The organism is Novosphingobium cyanobacteriorum, from assembly GCF_029436685.1.
GTDB classification, from domain to species: Bacteria; Pseudomonadota; Alphaproteobacteria; order Sphingomonadales; family Sphingomonadaceae; genus Novosphingobium; species Novosphingobium cyanobacteriorum.
Map to the genome: position 1 here is coordinate 151,855 of NZ_JAROCY010000001.1, position 15,564 is coordinate 167,418.

The 15,564-nt window shown below is 65.6% G+C and carries 14 protein-coding genes; 6 read left to right on the top strand and 8 right to left on the bottom strand.

Translation table 11 applies throughout. From position 1 onward, the window contains the following. Positions 1–2: 2 nt before the first annotated feature. The 6 genes from POM99_RS00720 to POM99_RS00745 all read right to left on the bottom strand — a co-directional run bounded on the left by POM99_RS00720 (position 3) and on the right by POM99_RS00745 (position 4,713). Entirely contained in the window at positions 3–437 is a 435-nt protein-coding gene (locus POM99_RS00720) for a DoxX family protein (RefSeq protein ID WP_277274816.1), read from the bottom strand. Beyond that, complete coding sequence (locus POM99_RS00725; protein ID WP_277275069.1) at positions 437–2,284, bottom strand: amidohydrolase; 1,848 nt, start codon at positions 2,282–2,284, stop codon at positions 437–439. The genes POM99_RS00720 and POM99_RS00725 overlap by 1 nt, the downstream gene beginning before the upstream one ends. Positions 2,285–2,385: 101 nt before the next feature. Then, positions 2,386–2,649, bottom strand: coding sequence for a DUF1427 family protein (locus tag POM99_RS00730; protein WP_277274817.1), 264 nt, complete (start codon positions 2,647–2,649; stop codon positions 2,386–2,388). Between the two features lie 38 nt (positions 2,650–2,687). Further along, complete coding sequence (locus POM99_RS00735; protein WP_277274818.1) at positions 2,688–3,365, bottom strand: hydrolase; 678 nt, start codon at positions 3,363–3,365, stop codon at positions 2,688–2,690. 30 nt (positions 3,366–3,395) lie between these two features. Further along, complete coding sequence (dps, locus tag POM99_RS00740; RefSeq protein WP_277274819.1) at positions 3,396–3,878, bottom strand: DNA starvation/stationary phase protection protein Dps; 483 nt, start codon at positions 3,876–3,878, stop codon at positions 3,396–3,398. Positions 3,879–3,882: 4 nt separating this feature from the next. Further along, positions 3,883–4,713 carry an alpha/beta fold hydrolase gene (locus POM99_RS00745; protein ID WP_277275070.1) on the bottom strand — a complete coding sequence of 277 codons (831 nt, stop codon included), beginning with the start codon at positions 4,711–4,713 and terminating at the stop codon, positions 3,883–3,885. A 319-nt stretch (positions 4,714–5,032) separates the two neighbouring features. On the opposite strand from POM99_RS00745, the gene POM99_RS00750 reads away from it, so the two are divergent. Next, a complete protein-coding gene (locus tag POM99_RS00750) occupies positions 5,033–5,668 on the top strand; it encodes a response regulator (protein ID WP_277274820.1) in 636 nt (211 codons plus the stop codon). A 40-nt stretch (positions 5,669–5,708) separates the two neighbouring features. After that, complete coding sequence (locus POM99_RS00755) at positions 5,709–8,660, top strand: sensor histidine kinase (protein ID WP_277274822.1); 2,952 nt, start codon at positions 5,709–5,711, stop codon at positions 8,658–8,660. A gap of 15 nt (positions 8,661–8,675) precedes the next feature. Here POM99_RS00755 and POM99_RS00760 read toward each other — a convergent pair whose 3' ends face one another. Continuing rightward, positions 8,676–9,602, bottom strand: coding sequence for a GlxA family transcriptional regulator (locus tag POM99_RS00760; protein WP_277274823.1), 927 nt, complete (start codon positions 9,600–9,602; stop codon positions 8,676–8,678). 139 nt (positions 9,603–9,741) lie between these two features. Between POM99_RS00760 and POM99_RS00765 the strand changes: the two genes are divergently transcribed. Genes POM99_RS00765 through POM99_RS00775 form a run of 3 tightly spaced genes read left to right on the top strand, consistent with a single transcriptional unit; the run spans position 9,742 to position 11,933 of the window. Then, a complete protein-coding gene (locus tag POM99_RS00765) occupies positions 9,742–10,548 on the top strand; it encodes an SDR family NAD(P)-dependent oxidoreductase (protein ID WP_277274824.1) in 807 nt (268 codons plus the stop codon). A 41-nt stretch (positions 10,549–10,589) separates the two neighbouring features. After that, positions 10,590–11,354, top strand: coding sequence for an SDR family oxidoreductase (locus POM99_RS00770; protein WP_277274825.1), 765 nt, complete (start codon positions 10,590–10,592; stop codon positions 11,352–11,354). Between the two features lie 51 nt (positions 11,355–11,405). Further along, positions 11,406–11,933: a carboxymuconolactone decarboxylase family protein gene (locus tag POM99_RS00775; RefSeq protein WP_277274826.1), complete on the top strand. Its 528-nt coding sequence runs from the start codon at positions 11,406–11,408 to the stop codon at positions 11,931–11,933. 62 nt (positions 11,934–11,995) lie between these two features. On the opposite strand, the gene POM99_RS00780 is transcribed toward POM99_RS00775, so the two are convergent. Continuing rightward, on the bottom strand, positions 11,996–12,874 hold the full coding sequence (locus tag POM99_RS00780) for a type 1 glutamine amidotransferase (protein ID WP_277274827.1): 879 nt from the start codon (positions 12,872–12,874) through the stop codon (positions 11,996–11,998). A gap of 227 nt (positions 12,875–13,101) precedes the next feature. On the opposite strand from POM99_RS00780, the gene POM99_RS00785 reads away from it, so the two are divergent. Then, complete coding sequence (locus POM99_RS00785; protein ID WP_277274828.1) at positions 13,102–15,564, top strand: MHYT domain-containing protein; 2,463 nt, start codon at positions 13,102–13,104, stop codon at positions 15,562–15,564.

Below are 15,564 nucleotides of genomic sequence, written 5' to 3' on the forward strand. Positions count from 1 at the left end.
CGCTACATCCGCCCTTCGCGCCTGGCATGCTCGGCAACCAGCGCCGCGAGAATGAAGCCGCCGACCAGCCCGACATGTTCGAAGAAGGCATTGGTGGCCATGAACCGGTCCTGTCCCTGCATGGTCCAGAACGCGTTCGCGACGAAGGCCGCGAGCAGGGTGAAGACCCCGAGCATGCCTGCGCCCAGCCACACGAACCGGCCGACAAGGATCAGCAGCGGCCCGATGACCTCGACCGCGATGGTCAGGCCGGCCCAAAGCGCAGGCGGGTTCATGCCGAAGTGTGCCTGTTCGGCGACCGCGCAGCCCCAGTCCGTCAGCTTGGCGATGCCGCCGATCAGATAGGCGCCTACCAGCAGCAGCCGTGCGACAAACCATGTCGGTGGCCAATCGAGGATCGCATGGATCAGCCTGGGTTCGCCATCGCGCATCGCCATCACACCGCCCAGCAGCCGCAGCCAAGCGCGCCCCAGAAGCTCTGGACGTCGGCAGCCGGAACGCTGGCACCCAGCGCCGCCGCATGATCGTGCCCGTGCACCGTGCAGGCGGTGCCGCATCCGCAGGCGCCGGCCATCTTTGCTGCCGTTTCCGGCTGGCGGTGATAACCGCCGAACGTACGCACGGGGGACCAGTCCGGCATGGGGGCAGGCAGGGCCGGGGCGAGTGTGGCGAAATCTCCTTCGCCATGAACCACCTTGCCGCCCAGCAGGGTCAGGACCGAGCGGATGTGCGGAATGTCGAGTTCGGGCACGGCGAAGTAATCCGCCGAAAGCAGCGCACAATCGGCCAATTGGCCTGCCTTGACCTGCCCCTTTTTGCCGACCTCGCTGGAGAACCACGTGTTCTCGTGCGTCCACATCGCCAGCGCCTTTTCCCGGCTGACCCGGTTGGCGCCGGGATAGAGCGAGAGGCCGCCCACGGTTCGCCCGGTTAAGAGCCATGACAGCGAGACCCAAGGGTTGTAGCTCGCCACGCGCGTCGCGTCCGTGCCCGCGCCAACGGGCAGGCCGGCGGCGATCATCCGCGCGATCGGCGGGGTTCGCTCAGCCGCGCGGCGGCCATAGCGTTCAACGAAGTATTCACCCTGGTAGGCCATGCGGTGCTGCACCGCGATCCCACCGCCCAGCGCGGCGATGCGGTCGATGTTACGCTCGCTGATCGTTTCGGCATGGTCGAAGAACCAGTTGATGCCCGCCAGCGGGACATCGCGATTGACCTTTTCATAGACGTCAAGCGCCCTGCCGATGGTCTCGTCATAGGTGGCGTGCAATCGCCAGGGCCAGCGGTTCTCCGCCAGCAGGCGGATCACCGGTTCGAGGTCCCCCTCCATCGATGGCGGCATGTCTGGCCGCGCAACCCGGAAATCCTCGAAGTCCGCCGCGGTATAGACCAGCATCTCGCCCGCGCCGTTGTGGCGATAGCTGTCGTCGCCCTGGCCGGGTGAAACCTGCTTCACCCACCCGGCGAAGTCGGCGAGTTCCTCCTTCGGCTTCTGCGTGAACAGGTTGTAGGCGATGCGGACCGTGAGCTGGCCTTCGGCGTGCAGTTTTTCGATCACGCGGTAGTCGTCGGGATAGTTCTGGAAACCGCCCCCGGCATCGATCACGCTGGTCACGCCCAACGAATTGACCTCGCGCATGAAGTGGCGGGTCGAATTGATCTGGTAGTCCTCGGGCAGCTTCGGCCCCTTGGCCAGCGTGGAATAGAGGATCGTCGCGTTGGGCTGGGCCAGCAGCAGGCCGGTGGGATTGCCGGCCGCATCGCGCACGATCTCCCCACCCGGCGGGTCCGGCGTATCCTTGCCATAGCCCACCACGCGCAGCGCCGCGGCATTGAGCAGCGCGCGGTCATACAGGTGAAGGATGAACACCGGCGTATCGGGCGCCACGGCATTCAGTTCCGCCAACGTGGGCAGGCGCTTTTCGGCGAACTGGTGCTCGGTGAAGCCGCCCACCACGCGCACCCATTGCGGCGCCGGGGTCCGGTCAACCTGCGCCTTCAGCATGGCCATCGCATCGGCCAGGGTCGGCACCCCGTCCCAGCGCAGCTCCATGTTGAAATTCAGCCCGCCCCGGATGATGTGCATATGGCTGTCGATAAGGCCGGGGATAAGCCTTCGCCCGTGGCCGTCGATCACGGTGGCTTCGGGAGCGGCGGCGCGCACCTCAGCCTCGGACCCGACAGCCAGGAAGTGCCCGTCGCGAATGGCCACCGCCTCTGCCCGGGGGTTTTCCCGATCAAGCGTGGTGACAAGGGCGTTCACGATGATCAGGTCGTTGGACATGGGGGCAGGCTTTCCATTGCTGCGGGCAAGGCCCAGACCGGGAAGGAGCGACAGGGCCGAAGCGGCTATGGCGCCGGCAAGCGTCTCGCGTCGCGTCGCGCTCATTGGGGGCCGTCGGGTCCGGGCGTGTCATCCGGTTTTGCCGGCAGGCCGGTGACCCGCTCGGCGCAGTTGCCTTTCCAGAAGGCCGCCACCTCCCGCCCATGAAGCACCTGCTTCGCCAGCGGAACAGCCTGTTCGCCCAGCAGCATGCCGAGCAGGCCCAGCAGTGCGATCGTCGGGGGGGCGGGCGATCGCGTTCCGAGGAGGCTGTAGATGGCGCCGACCAGCAGGCCGACACCGAGGCTGGCAAGATAGGGCTTCATGGGCAGGAGGCTCCCGCTGGGAGAGGGGGCGCGGGAGATCAATGACCTTCGGGATGGGGCGCTTCATGGGGGAAGGAGCCGCGCTGCAGCGCCTTGTGAACCATGGTGTAGGCGTAATCCACGCCCATGCCATAGGCGCCGAAGTGTTCGCGCACGATGTCCATCACGCCGTTGTAGGTATCGCGGTGGGCCCAATCGCGTTGCAGTTCAAGCAGGGCGTTGATCGTGGTGAGTGAATGCGCGCCGGCCTGTTCCATGCGCCGCACGGCTGCGTCATGCGCTTCCTGCGAAGTGCCGCCCGAGGCATCGGTGACGATGTAGATCTCGAACCCTTCCTCGATCGCACAGAGCGTGGGATAGAGCAGGCAGGCCTCGGTCCACAGCGCGGCGATGACCAGCTTCTTCTTACCGCTGGCCTTCACCTGGGCAACCAGCTCGTCGGAATCCCACGAGTTCATCGAGGTGCGCTCGATCGGCTTCTGCTGCACCACGTCCAGCAGTTCGGGCCAGATGTAGCCGGAGAAGGACTCTGTTTCCACCGCGGTAAGGATGATCGGCACGTTGAACAGCTTGGCCGCCTTGGCCAGCGCCACGGTGTTGTTCTTCAAGGTCTGGCGATCGATCGTGGTCACGCCAAACGCCATCTGCGGCTGATGGTCAATGAAAATGAACAGCGTGTCGTCGGCGTTGATCAGTTTCTGTGAGCGGAAGGACATCGGACTGGCTCCGTGATTTGAGCGTGTGGATCAGTGGGACTGCAGGTGGGCTTCGACGAACCAAAGCTGCTTGTCGGTCTCGCGCGAGATCTGGGTAAAGAGGTCGGCGGTGTCGGCATCGCCGATTTCCTCGGCCTCGCCGATGGCGGTGCGGACAAGCTTGCCGAATTCGCCCAGGCTGCCGGCCAGCGCTTTCAGGTGCGCCTCCCCCCCGCTGGCTTCCAGTGGATAGCCATAGAGCGAGGAGGCTGCGGCGGTGGTGGTTACCCGTCCGTCGGCCACATGGCCGAGCGTGGTGATGCGTTCGGCCAGCAGGTCCACGAACTGCTCGATCTCGTCATGCACGCTGTCGAACAGCTGATGCAGTTGCAGGAAGTGCGGGCCCTTCACGTTCCAATGGGCCTGCTTGGCCTGCGCCTCAAGGTCCAGCGCGTCGGACAGGCGCGCCTGCAGCAGCGTGCTCGCATTCTTGCGGACGTGTTCGGACAGGTCGATGCGGCTGGTGTAGGTCATTGGATCAGCCCTTGATGAACGCGAGGAGATCGGCGTTGATCACGTCGGCGTGGGTGGAGGCCATGCCGTGCGGCAGGCCTGGATAGGTCTTTAGTGTGCCCTTCTTCACAAGCTTGATGGCAAGCAGCGCGGAGTCCGCGATGGGCACGATCTGGTCGTCCTCGCCGTGCATGATCAGCACCGGAACGTCGATTTTCTGCAGATCGTCGGTGAAGTCGGTCTCTGAAAAGGCCTTGATGCAATCATAATGGGCCTTGGCGCCGCCCATCATGCCCTGTCGCCACCAGTTGTCGATCAACCCCTGGCTGACCTTGGCGCCGGGCCGGTTGAAGCCGTAGAACGGCCCGGAAGGCACATCGCGGAAGAACTGCGCACGATTGGCGACCAGCGCTGCGCGAAAACCGTCGAAGACTTCCATCGGCAGACCGCCGGGATTGGCCGCAGTCTTCAGCATGATCGGTGGAACCGCGCCGATCAGCACTGCCTTTGCCACTCGACCGGGGCGTGCCCGGGCAACATAGTGCGCAACTTCCCCACCGCCCGTGGAATGCCCGATGTGAACAGCATTGCGCAGGTCGAGATGGTCGGCCAGCGAAGCGACGTCCGCCGCGTAGGTATCCATCTCGTTGCCGGTGTCGGTCTGGGTGGAGCGGCCATGCCCGCGCCGGTCATGCGCGATCACGCGAAAGCCGTGCTGAAGGAAGAACATCATCTGGTTGTCCCAGTCGTCTGCCGTCAGCGGCCAACCGTGATGGAACACGATGGGTTGGGCATCCTTCGGACCCCAGTCCTTGAAGAAGATCTGCGTGCCGTCCTTGGTGGTTACGGTGCCCATGGCGTGGTCTCCTGATGGCGCGGCGGCCGCGCCAAGGGCGCTGCCGGGAACGGTGGCGATTGCGGCTCCGGTGAGGGAGGCGGCGGCGATGAAATGGCGGCGGTCCAGCCCGAGGCCGGCGGGAAGCGATCGGTCGGTCATGGTGTTCCCTTTCGAACCGGACCAAGAGTGCGCCCCTGACGAGCCGGGCGGAACACCCGCTCGGGGGGATATCGGCCCCGCTTTTGAGTGGCTACCAAGCCCCGTCGCGGCGTGATAATCGGAACGGGTCGGCTGCAGGTGATGGGCGTTTGCAGGCGGCACAGCCCGGAATCCCTGCATGCCTGCCGCCACGGCCGATCCGATCCGCATTCTCATCGCCGATGATCACCCCATCCTGCGCGAAGGGGTGGGGTCGGTGATCGCGCTGCAGGACGACATGGTCATCGCCGGCGAAGCGGCCACCGGGCTGGAAGCGGTGCGGCTCTATCGTGATTTGCGGCCTGACATCGTGCTGATGGACCTGCGCATGCCGGAGATGGGCGGGGTGGAGGCCATAGGTGCCATCCGGGCAGAGGCGCCCGAAGCGCGGATCATCGTGCTCACCACCTATTCGGGGGATGCCAAGGCGCTGGAAGCAATGCGCGCGGGGGCGGCCGGTTTCCTGCTCAAGAGCAGCCTTCGCCGCGAACTGTTGAGCGCGATCCGCACCGTCCACCGGGGGCAGCGCCACCTTCACCCCGATGTGGCGCAGGAAATCGCACTGCACGCCATCCAGGATTCGCTGAATGCGCGCGAAGTCGAGATCCTGCAGATGATCGCCGGGGGCCATTCCAACAAGCAGGTGGCATGGCGGCTTGGCGTGGCCGAGGAAACGGTCAAGTCCAACATCAAGAGCATTTTCTCAAAGCTCAACGTCAGCGACCGCACGCATGCGGTGACCACTGCGGCGCGGCGGGGCATCATTGAACTCTGATGTTCCGACGCGGCGGTGGCGATCGCGCATAGCCGGCGCGTTGGCCGCGGGATTGCTGCTGCTGGTCCAGTTCAACGCTCGGGCTGCATCGGATCGACCAGCGGCGGATGCCCTGCGGGGCTTCCGCATAACCCACTGGTCGCTGGAAGAGGGGGCGCCCAGCCGGATCAACTCAATCACCCAATCGGCCGACGGCATGCTGTGGATCGGTGGCGTGGACGGCCTGTTCCGCTTCGATGGGGTTACGTTCGAAAAGGTGGAGAGCAGGCGGCGGCTGGTGGTGGCACAGGTATTGGCTGCGCGCAGCGGCAAAGTCTGGGTCGGACTGGCGCGGGGGCAGGGGCTGCTGGTCTACCGCGAGGGGGCGCTTCGCCCATCAGCCATGCCCAACCCTTCGCGCGAAGTGAACGACATTGCCGAGGATCGCGACGGTGCCATCTGGGTGGCGCGCGGCGGGCGCAGCGTGCGATCGTTGGCGCGATACTCCGGCGGACGGTGGCAGGAATTCGATGCGGCTTCCGGCCTGCCGGACCAGCCGGTGTGGAACCTGCTGGTCGCGCGTGATGGTACGCTGTGGGTCGTGCTCGAACACGCGATCTACCGGCGCAGGCCGGGCGCGGAAAGGTTCGAACCGACCGGGCTGGCCGTGCCGCCGCGATCGAGCCTTGCCGAAGATCCGGATGGCGGCATCTGGCTGTCGGACAGGCTGGGTATACGGCGGGTCGCAGTGGCAGGTTCGGGCGCGATCATGCGCGGCCCGCTTCACCGGCACCCTGAACCGGCGGGCGGCACCCGCACCCTTTTCGATCGCCACGGCGACCTGTGGGAGGCGACCTGGAGCGACGGCGTGGTGCGGGTGATCAATCCGCTGGGAAACCCGCGCAAAATCCGCGTGGCGCGGCTCGACATGACACTCGGCCTGCTGTCCGACCAGACCCGCGCCATCTTCCGCGATCGCGAGGGGAACGTCTGGGTCGGCACGGAGCTGGGGCTCAACATGCTGCGCCGGGTTCCCATCACCGCCCCGCCGGGCATTCCTGTCAATTCATCCAGCTCCTACCGCCTTGCACTTGCTGCCGACGGCACCGTCTTTGCCGCCGAAGCGAGCGGCGTCTATCGCATTGCCGGTGGCGCGGAGCCCTTGCTGGCCTTGCGCACCGACAGCCCTGTGGACGCCCTGTGCCGCAGCGCGTCCGGCGGCGTCTGGGTCGTCACCGGCAACCAGGTCATCAGGCTGGCGAGAGGGCAACGGGCTGCATCGCCCAAGCCTACGCCGTTCACGGCGCAGGCCTGTGCCGAAGACGCGATGGGGCGGCTTTGGCTGCCGGCACTGGACAAGGGGCTGTTCGTGTTTGCCAACGGCCGATGGACCACCTGGCCGGGGCTGGGGCCCGGCATCGGGGTGCCCGGCAATGTCGCCATCCTGCCGGATGGTCGCCCGGTCATCCATTTTCGCAACGGCGTCCCTTCCGGACCTGTGCCTTTCGTGGGTATCGACGAACGTTCCGCGCCGAGCGAAGGCATCGAAGGCATGCTGATGGGGCAGGGGACCGTGCTGGTCAGCGGAGCGGCCGGCCTGGCCGCCCCGTTCCTGCCCGGCCGGCCGCTGCTGGACAAGGCGCGCTACCCGTGGGCGGCGTCGCTCAACGGCCTTGCCGAAGGGCCTTCCGGCTATACCTGGGCCGTGGGGGACGAAGGGGTTGTCCGCCTGCGCACCGCCGATCTTGCCCGGGCCCTTGCGCATCCGGGGGCGCCCGTTCCCACTCGCCTTTTCGATTTTCGAGACGGCCTCAACAGCTTCGTCCAGAAGGGCGGGGGCGACCAGATCGTCGTCGGTGGCGATGGACGGGTCTGGTTCGCCACACGCCGCAACGTCCTCTCGATCGATCCGGGTTCGCTCTCGGTCAATCGCATGCCGCCGTCCGTGCAGGTCAGGACGATCCAGGCAGGGGCGCGCACCCTGAACGCGGCAGACGGCCTGCAACTGCCCGCGGGGACAACGCGCGTGGAAATCGGCTTCACCGCGCCGAGCCTCTCCGTGCCGCAGCGCGTGACTTTCCGCTTTCGGCTGAACGGCGCGGACGGCGGCTGGACCACGGTCAGGAATGTCAGGCGCGCGGTGTTTTCCGATCTCGGTCCGGGCGACTACACGTTCGAAGTGCTCGCTGCGAACGAGGATGGCGCATGGAGCGCCAGGCCCGCGCGACTTCGTTTTCAGATCGCACGCGCATTCCACCAGACATGGTGGTTTCGCGTCACGGCGGCGCTGGTGCTTCTGGGCCTGCTTTATGCCGGATTCAGCCTGCGTCTTAGCCAGGTGAGCGGCCAGATCCAGCAGCGGATGCTTGCCCGCACGCATGAGCGGGAGCGGATCGCCCGCGAACTGCACGATACCATGATCCAGGGCGTGCAGGGCCTGATCATGCGCTTTCAGTCCGTGGCCGATCGCTTTGCCGACGATCCGCGGGCGCAGGCGGTCCTGGTCCCAGCGCTGGACCGGGCGGAGGAAATGCTGGTGGAGGGCCGTGAACGCGTGAGCGGCCTGCGGCGTGCGGACGAGCGCGACTTCGTGCGGGAAGTGCAACGACTGACAGCCGACGAGATCTATCCTGCCGGGCTGATCGGCCCCCTGGTGGTCCGTGGCCGACCCCACCGCCTACTGCCAGAACTGGTTGATGAAGTTCTCGCGGTCATTTGCGAGGCGCTGAACAATGCCGCGTGCCATTCGGGCGCGACACGGGTGGATGTCGGCGTGGTCTTCGGTCCGCTCAGGTTTACCGTCTTCGTGCGCGACAATGGCGTGGGGATCAGTCCGGACTTCGTTTCGCCAAAGGGCCGGCCGGGTCACTACGGCCTGCTCGGCATATACGAGCGCGCACGGGCGATGAAAGGCAAGCTGCGCATTGAAAGCGCCGAAGGCTTCGGCACCGAAATCCGCCTGAAGGTGCCCGCCCGCTTCGCCTACCTGCCCGACGGAATCGCTGCCAGGTAAAGCGGCGGGGCTGAACTACGCTGCCCGCGCCAGTCGACGGATCGTCTGCGGGGGCTGGCCATATTGGCGCATGAACGCCTCGCGCATCCGCCGAAGATCCACGAAGCCGGTTTCGCGGGCCACCTGGTCCAGTCCGTGCCGCGTTTCCTCGATCATCAGCCGCGCCGCTTCCAAGCGGATCTGTTCCACCGCTTTCGCGGGCGTCTGCCCGGTTTCGGCGCGAAACGCACGGCTGAACTGGCGCGGGGAAAGAGCGGCGACTTCGGCCAGCTCCTCCACGGTCAATGGGTGCGCCAGATTGGCCCGGGCATGGATCAGCGCCTTCTGGATACGATCGCTGCTGGGGGCAAGTTCGAGCAGTTCGGAATGCTGGGTCTGCCCGCCTGCGCGCCGATGGTGCATGACCAGCCGCCGCGCCACTGAGCCCGCAACCTCGCGCCCCAGGTCCTTCTCTACCAGCGCCACTGCGAGGTCGAGCCCTGCGGTCAGGCCGGCTGACGTCCACACCGGGCCTTCGTTGATGAAGATGCGGTCTTCCTCCACCTGCACATTGGGAAACGCGTCGCGCATCTGGCGCGCATAGGCCCAGTGCGTGGTCGCCCGGCGCCCGTCGAGCAGACCCGCCTGCCCCAGCAGGAACGCGCCGGTGCACAGTCCCGCAACGCGCCGCGCGCTCTTCGCCATCTCGCGCAGGTGCTCCAGTGTTGCAGCGTCCTGTACCGGCGGAGGCTCCAGCCCGGCGAGGAGGAGCAGCGTATCGACCTGTCCGACCTCTGCCAGGGGCTGGGTCGGCACTGAAAAGCCGCTTGAAGACTGTACCTCTCCTCCTTGGGGTGAGGTGATCGATAGCGTGTAGTACGCCTCACCTTGCACCACGTTGGCCAGCTCGAAAGCAGCCTGGACGCCCAGCGCAAGGAACTGGAAGCCCGGGGTGAGAACCATGGAAACGTGGGGCAAGGCAACCTCCGATCGAGCATGTCCTTAAAACGTATTTTATACGTCATTTCGGCCAAGGTCCAGCCCGTCCATAAAGGCCGTGTCGAGAGCGATTGATGCTCTCAGCAGCACAAGGACTACGACCATGACCACCAACAACGTCTCCCTCGGCACCGCTCTGATCACCGGTGCATCGACCGGCATCGGCGCGATCTACGCCGATCGTCTCGCCGCCCGCGGCTATGACCTGATCCTCGTCGCCCGCAACAAGGACAAGCTTCAGGCGCTGGCCGCGCAGATCTCGAACAAGACTGGCCGCGCCGTTGAAGCTTTCGCCGCAGATCTGGGCAACGCCGCCGATCTGGCGCGTGTCGAAAAGGTACTGCGCGAAGACGCCAGCATCACCGCGCTGGTCAACAACGCCGGTATCGGGACCCACACCACCCTGCTCGAAAGCGACGTGGAGCGGATGGACGCGATGGTGCAGCTGAACGTCACCGCGCTGATGCGGCTTACTTATGCCGCCGTGCCCGCGTTTGTGGCGCGCGGCGGGGGCACGGTGATCAACATCGCCTCGATCGTCGCCGTGGCGCCGGAACTGCTCAATGGCGTCTACGGCGGCACCAAGGCCTTCGTCCAGGCTTTCACCACCTCGCTCAACCACGAACTGGCCGACAAGGGCATCCGCGCCCAGGCGGTCCTGCCGGGAGCCACCCGTACCGACTTCTGGGCGCTGGGCGGCCTGCCGGTGGAACACCTGCCGACCGAGATCGTGATGGACGCCGAAGATATGGTCGATTCCGCGCTCGCCGGGCTTGACCAAGGTGAAACCAGCACGATCCCCGCTTTGCGCGACATCGCACTGTGGAACGCCTTCGAGGCCGCCCGCGCGGCGCTGGGGCCTCAGCTTTCCGCCACCCGTTCCGCCCCGCGGTTCCACGCCGCAGCCTGATCCCTCCATCCTCAACCTCACCAGATCGAAGGACCAATCCCATGAAACTTTCCGGCAACACCATCTTCATCACCGGCGGCACCAGCGGCATCGGCCGTGGCCTGGCCGAAGCGCTGCACAGGCTCGGCAACAAGGTCATCATCTCCGGCCGCCGCACCGCGCTGCTTCAGGAAGTGACCGCAGCCAATCCAGGCATGGACTCGATCACGCTGGACGTGACCAGCCTTGAAAGCATTCAGGCCGCCGCCCGCGAACTGATCGAACGTCACTCTGACCTCAACGTCGTGTTCAACAACGCGGGGTTCATGCCTTTTGACGACGTATCCGGTCCTGTCGACGATGCACTGGCGCAGGACCTGATCGCCACCAACCTGCTGGGGCCGATCCGCGTCACGGCCGCGCTGATCGAACACCTCAAGACCCGCCCGGCAGCCACCGTGCTCTATACCAGCAGCGTGCTCGCCTATGTGCCGATCGCCACCAATGCGATCTACTCGGCAACCAAGGCGGCGCTGCACTCCTATGCGCTGTCACAGCGGTTCCAACTGCGTGACACCAGCGTGCGGGTACAGGAGATCGCGCCGCCATGGGTCGATACCGACCTGATCTACAAGAGCGGTGATCCGCGCGCGATGCCGCTGCCAGACTTCATCGAACAGACGCTCGTGGCGCTGGCAACCGATGCGCCCGAAGTGATCGTCGATGCCATCCGCCCGATGCGCGACAACCCCGGCGCCGGGGAACATGCACTGTTCGAAGCTTTCAACCAGAGCCTGGTCGAGAACCCCATCCCGGTCGGCGCATGAACCGACCGGGTTCTCCCTCCAGCCCGTCCCATGTCTTGAAAGGAACTGACAATGTCCCGCATCGCCACGCCCGCACCCGAAGACGCTCCCGAAGCCTCTCAGACAACGCTTTCAGCTATTGCGGCAAAGCTGGGCCGCGTGCCCAATTTCTTCCGCGTCCTGTCCAACAGCCCTTCCGCGCTGGACGCACATTCTGCCCTCAGCCAGGTCCTTGGCAAGGCGCTCGACGCAAAGACGCGCGAACGTATCGCGCTTGCGGTGGCGGCGGTGAATGGCTGCGAGTACTGCGACGCCGCGCACACCTTCACCGGCTTCAACTTCGCCAAGTTGAGCCGTGAGGAGATCGACCTGGCCCGCAAGGGCAGCTCCGCCGATGCCAGGGCCGCAGCCGCGGCGCACTTCGCCCGTACCGTGGCCGAGGCCCGCGGCAAGGTTGCCCAGGCAGAGATCGACGCGGTGCGCGCTGCCGGTTTCTCAGAAGCACAAATCGTGGAGATCGTCGCCACTGTGGCGGAGAACTTCTTTACCAATCTGATCAACAACGTAGCCGGCACCGAAGTCGATTTTCCCGGCATCTGACCTTCAGGCACCGTTTGATCAAGAGATCGGCCGCCATCCCTCCGGGTTGGCGGCCGATCTCTTCACAAGGCAATTGATGACGCCGTCTCGGTGCTCGTTGCCTGATTACCCAGCACCTTGTGCTCGATCCATGCCAGAATCTCGGCCCGCCGCGCCGCATCGTCGGTGATGTCCGCGTCCACGCCCAGCTGCCACGCCAGCCCGGCGTTGCCGGGATCCTGGCCCAGCGCCGCCATTTTGTCGCGGAAGGCAGCCAGATCCGCCATGTCGGCAAAGAAGCCCTGTGCGACCATGTCTTCGGCATAAAGCGTATAGAGCGTGGCGAGGTGCCCGAGGTCGAATTCGGGATGGTACTGCACCGCCCACACCTCGCTGCGCCCCAGCGGGATCACAGCTGCCTGCACGGTGCTGTGGGCATTCGACGCCAGGAGAGTGGCCCCCTCGGGCAGTCGCGTCACCTCGTCATAGTGGATGCAGGGCGCGTCGAACACCGGCGGTTTGCCCGCGAACATCGGGTGTCCGCGCCCCGCATCGTTCACCAGCACCTTTCGCGCAAAGCCCACTTCGCGACCGCGCGGATTGTATGAAACCTCACCACCCGCTGCCACCGCGGCGATCTGCAGGCCCCAGCACGATCCGAAGATTGGCAGCCCTGCATCCGCCGCCTGCGCCACCAGCGCAATCTGGTTGGTGACCGCGAATTCCGCGTCATAGGCGTGCAGCGCCGATCCGGTGATCACCAGCCCCGCATAGTCGGCCCAGCTGCGGCCTTCGGGCATGGTCTCGCCTTCGTCTGCGCCGTTCAGTACGTCGAGCTCGATGTCGGGGTAATGCGCCGCTATCGCCTGCGCATAGATTTCACTCGAACTCCGCACGCCCAGTTCGCGCGCCCGGGCGCGGCGTGGTGCGGTATTGCCTTCAAGCAGCAGCAGTCGGGTCATCGCCAATCCATACCATTGCAATCTGTGATCACTGTAGACCCGGCGTCGCGCTTGGCAAGTCCTGCAACCATGCCTTTGCCGTCAATCCGCCACCATGCTTTTGGAATAGCCTGAACGTGGCCGGAGGCCGCACCGTCGCTATTTCAGAAAATGTGCGGGAACCTGCAAGGGGGTGGGGCGTTTGTGGGGCAAGGCCCGCAAGTCCCCGGGCGGGGGAGCAACGAAGAATGGCCGGGGGCGCCGAATACAACCCCTTCCTTGTCGCTGTATCGATCCTTGTCGCGGTGTTCGGATCGTTCACCGGACTGAGGCTTTCGCGCCATATACCCGGCTCGGCCGCGGGCGCGCGCGAGTTCTGGACGGCCGCAGCGGCGGTGGCACTCGGCACAAGCATCTGGGCCATGCACTTCGTTGCCATGCTTGCGCTGCGCATGCCCGGCATGGCGACCGGTTATGATCCTGTGCTCACCCTGCTTTCCCTGGCAGTGGCTGTCGGGTTTACGGGTGCCGGGCTCGCCTTGCTCGACCAAGCGCGCAGCAGCTTTTCGCGGCTGGCCATCGCCGGCTTGTTGATGGGCCTGGGGATCGTCGCGATGCATTACATCGGCATGGCGGCGATGCGTATGCCTGCCCATATTCATTATGCGCCGCAATGGGTCGCCGCTTCGGTGGTGATCGCGATCGCTGCGGCAACCTTGGCGCTGCATCTATCCGGCCGGGTCAGCGGAACCGGTCGTCAGGTGGCTGCTGCGATCGTCATGGGCGCAGCGATTGCCGGAATGCATTTTTCCGGAATGCGTGCAGCCGAGTTCCAGCTGGATGCAGAGGTGATGGCGCAGGGGTCTTCGCCAGCCATCCGCCAGACCTACCTTGCGGTGGCGGTCGGCCTGATCACGCTGATAATCCTTGCGCTCACGCTTGGCGCGGCCCGGATTGACGCGATGTTCCGGGCATCGGCGCGGCGGGAATCTCGCGTGGCGCTGCGTCTGCGCATCGCCGACGTGCTGCGCGATGCGCGGCATCCGGAAGCGCTGGAGCAGGTGGCGCGTCTTATGGGCGAACACTTCAACGTGGTGCGCACCGGCTATGGCCAGCTGGACGAACAGGCGAGCGTCTTCGATTATGACATCTGCTGGACGGATGGCACGGTGCCACCGCTGCTTGGACGGTATCCTGCGAGCGCGTTTGGCGAGAAGATCGTGCAGCGGCTGCGCGAAGGTCATACCGTGGTGGTGAATGATCTGCTTGCCGCTGATCTGAGCGACGAGGATCTGACCCGCGAAACTGCGCGGCATGTCGACACCCGTGCAATCCTGGTCGTGCCCTTCGTCCGCGAGGGGCAGTTGCGTTCGATCATCTACCTGAATGACCGGGATCCGCGTACCTGGCATGCCGAAGATGTCGCTTTCCTTGAGGAATTGGCCGAACGCACCCGACTGGTGATCGAGCGCGACCTTGCCGAGCGGCAGTTGCGCGAACTTAATGCCGAGCTGGAATCACGGGTGCACTCGCGCACCGCCGAACTGCGCGCCACGCAGGACGCCCTGCTGCAAAGCCAGAAGATGGAAGCGGTGGGACAGCTCGCGGCCGGGCTGGCGCATGATTTCAACAACCTGCTGGGCGCGGTGACCGGCGCATTCGAACTGATCGGGCGCAAGGCCGAAGACCCTGAACGTGTGCGCCACTTCGTGAAGGCGGGATTGCAGGCGGCCGAGCGCGGCGGCCAGTTGACCGGGCAACTGCTGTCGTTCTCCCGCGCCCAGGCCATCCACTTGCGACCCGTTGTGGTCTGCGACGTGATCGAACGGCTGGCCGAACTGCTGAAGCGCACCCTGGGCCCCATGATCGAGCTGTACCTGGCGCTCAATCCCAATCCTGTGGCCGTGCTGTCTGACCCCACGCAGGTGGAAATGATGGTGCTGAACCTGGCCATCAATGCGCGCGATGCCATGCCCGATGGCGGCATGTTGACCATCGGCACCCGGCTTTGCACGATTGGCGATGATGCGGAACTGGCGCCGGGTGACTACGTGGAGATCGTGGTCCGCGATACTGGCGTAGGGATGGACGAGGAAACGCTGCGCCGGGCGATGGAACCTTTCTTCACCACCAAGCCGTTGGGCAAGGGCACCGGCCTGGGCCTTGCTCAGATCTATGCCAGCGCACGGCGCGGTGGCGGTAGCGTGCGGATCGAAAGCAGGCCGGGCGCAGGCACAGTGGTGCGCGTCCTGCTGCCCTGCACGCGCGAGAACGAGCGGATGGACGAGGCGCAGCCGCCACAAGCCCCCGATGCTCCCGCCCGGACTATGACCGTGCTGGTGGTGGACGATGACGAGCACCATCGCGAGATGGTGGTGAACATGCTGGAGGACGAAGGCCACGTTGTGCGCTGGGCCGCATCGGGCGCCGAGGCGCTGATGGTGATGGACGGCATGACGCCCGATGTGGTGCTGCTGGATTATGCCATGCCGGGTATGAACGGTGCCGAGGTGGCTGAACGGATGCGCAAGGTGCAGCCGGCGCTGCCGATCGTGTTCGCCAGCGGCTATGCCGATACCGAAGCGATTGGCCGCGCCGTGGGGCCCGATGCGGTAACCCTGCGCAAGCCGTTCCGGCAGGAAGACCTGCTGACCGCACTTGCGGGCGAAGCGGGCGCGACCAGAAAGGCCGGGTCGGGCGGTGGCGCGTAG

Bases quoted from the DNA above. Each gene is read 5' to 3' on its own strand.
- POM99_RS00720 (WP_277274816.1), bottom strand. From the start codon at position 437: ATGGCGATGCGCGATGGCGAACCCAGGCTGATCCATGCGATCCTCGAT.
- POM99_RS00725 (WP_277275069.1), bottom strand. From the start codon at position 2,284: ATGTCCAACGACCTGATCATCGTGAACGCCCTTGTCACCACGCTTGAT.
- POM99_RS00730 (WP_277274817.1), bottom strand. From the start codon at position 2,649: ATGAAGCCCTATCTTGCCAGCCTCGGTGTCGGCCTGCTGGTCGGCGCC.
- POM99_RS00735 (WP_277274818.1), bottom strand. From the start codon at position 3,365: ATGTCCTTCCGCTCACAGAAACTGATCAACGCCGACGACACGCTGTTC.
- dps (WP_277274819.1), bottom strand. From the start codon at position 3,878: ATGACCTACACCAGCCGCATCGACCTGTCCGAACACGTCCGCAAGAAT.
- POM99_RS00745 (WP_277275070.1), bottom strand. From the start codon at position 4,713: ATGGGCACCGTAACCACCAAGGACGGCACGCAGATCTTCTTCAAGGAC.
- POM99_RS00750 (WP_277274820.1), top strand. From the start codon at position 5,033: ATGCCTGCCGCCACGGCCGATCCGATCCGCATTCTCATCGCCGATGAT.
- POM99_RS00760 (WP_277274823.1), bottom strand. From the start codon at position 9,602: ATGGTTCTCACCCCGGGCTTCCAGTTCCTTGCGCTGGGCGTCCAGGCT.
- POM99_RS00765 (WP_277274824.1), top strand. From the start codon at position 9,742: ATGACCACCAACAACGTCTCCCTCGGCACCGCTCTGATCACCGGTGCA.
- POM99_RS00770 (WP_277274825.1), top strand. From the start codon at position 10,590: ATGAAACTTTCCGGCAACACCATCTTCATCACCGGCGGCACCAGCGGC.
- POM99_RS00775 (WP_277274826.1), top strand. From the start codon at position 11,406: ATGTCCCGCATCGCCACGCCCGCACCCGAAGACGCTCCCGAAGCCTCT.
- POM99_RS00780 (WP_277274827.1), bottom strand. From the start codon at position 12,874: ATGACCCGACTGCTGCTGCTTGAAGGCAATACCGCACCACGCCGCGCC.
- POM99_RS00785 (WP_277274828.1), top strand. From the start codon at position 13,102: ATGGCCGGGGGCGCCGAATACAACCCCTTCCTTGTCGCTGTATCGATC.